General features: G+C 41.8%; 3 protein-coding genes. All 3 read right to left on the bottom strand.

Features of this window, described 5'->3' with window-relative positions; translation table 11 throughout:
- On the bottom strand, positions 1–238 hold a 238-nt coding region (locus AC29Z1_RS17840), incomplete at its 3' end, for an ATP-binding cassette domain-containing protein (protein WP_488272775.1).
- Positions 239–253: 15 nt separating this feature from the next.
- The gene (locus tag AC29Z1_RS17835) at positions 254–1,036 is read right to left on the bottom strand and encodes an ABC transporter permease (RefSeq protein WP_488272774.1); all 783 of its coding nucleotides are present in this window, start codon (positions 1,034–1,036) and stop codon (positions 254–256) included.
- Positions 1,037–1,140: 104 nt separating this feature from the next.
- On the bottom strand, positions 1,141–1,531 hold a 391-nt coding region (locus tag AC29Z1_RS17830), incomplete at its 5' end, for a hypothetical protein (protein ID WP_488272773.1).

Raw genomic sequence — 1,531 nt, 5'->3', positions numbered from 1 at the left:
GGGCAGTTGGCCGGATGATCGGTTTATTTTTATAAATAATTGTGCCTTGGCTAGCAGGCTCCAAGCCTGAGATTAACCGCAGCAAGGTTGACTTGCCGCAGCCTGAAGGACCAACAATACAAATAAAATCATTTTGTTGAACTGTAAACGTAATGTCTTGCAGAGCTGATACGATAGCTTTATGCTGCGTTTTATACTCTTTCCAGACATGATTAACTTGCAAAAAACATTCAGTCATAGATAATCCCCCAAATTAACGAGATAAGCGCTGCCAGGAAAATTTCTTATCTGCCAAATAACGAAACACCGTATCTAGCACTGTGCCGATAACCCCGATAGATATCATTCCGGCAATAACGATATCGGTTCTGGCCATAGTATAAGCATGGGTAATCAAATATCCTACACCGGCAATACTTCCAGGTAACATTTCGGCCGCTACCAGACACATCCAAGCTACACCCAGACCAATACGCAAACCACTTACAATCGAGGGAGCCGCAGCCGGCAGTAAAATTTTACGAAACACATCGTAAGATCGAGCTCCTAAAACTAATGCCGAATCAATTAAAATCCGTCTCACACTTTGCACTCCATAAATGGTATTGGTAATAATCGGGAAAAACGCACCAATAAATATGATAAAAACCATAGAAATTTTTATATTGCGCAAATACAAGTAGGCTTCACCGGATTGTATTCCTAAAACAGTTGCCAGACTGGCAACGCCAAACCATGCTAATACCAGGGGAACCCAGGCCAACGGCGGTATTGGTCTCAGCACTCCCAGTACATGATTCAATAAATGGAAGATCGTCCTACTATATCCCATTAAAATTCCCAATGGTATAGCTAATATGGCTGCCAATACAAATCCAATCATTACACGCCAAAGGCTAACTAAAATATTTTGACCTAGTGACCCCATACTCAGCAAGTCATTACCGGGATTAAGCAGGTTTGTTAAGGTATCCCCCACTGTCGGCAACACAACTGGGTTATTTAATGTAAGCGCCACTGCCTGCCATACACTCAAAAACAGTAGTGGCAAAACAACTCTGTTTGCAACTTTACTAAATAAAGGATGCATGGTAATCACCTATAATTAATAGAGGGGCTATAGGCCCCTCATAATTTTTTCTATTTAGGTTGTGCTTTTGGCACATGGCTAAAGTCAAACATCAAATCCTTTACTTCCTCCAGCTTTTTGCCCTTCAACGCTCCCTTATATTTGTTCATCTCGTTCATTAACTCTTGATAAACACCCAAGTTTTTCACCCAGGTATCAGTAGGTACTGTTAAAAAGACAATATTAGACGCTTTAGCCGCATCTGCCGGAATACCTATCCACTGAGAAACAATTTCAGAACTTTCGTCATGATTTTTATTAGCATAGTCCCCAGCATATGACATTAGTTTGAGGAATGTAGCTACTACCCCATGATTTTGGCTTACATATTCGCTTCTTCCGGCAATAGCACAACAAGGTGCGTCATGCCATGAGCCGGCTGGCGGCTGGTCACGCAAGTCA

It is taken from the genome of Sporomusa sp., assembly GCF_057736855.1.
The sequence above is the reverse complement of the archived record's forward strand: the minus strand, read 5'-3'. Positions and strand labels throughout refer to the sequence as shown.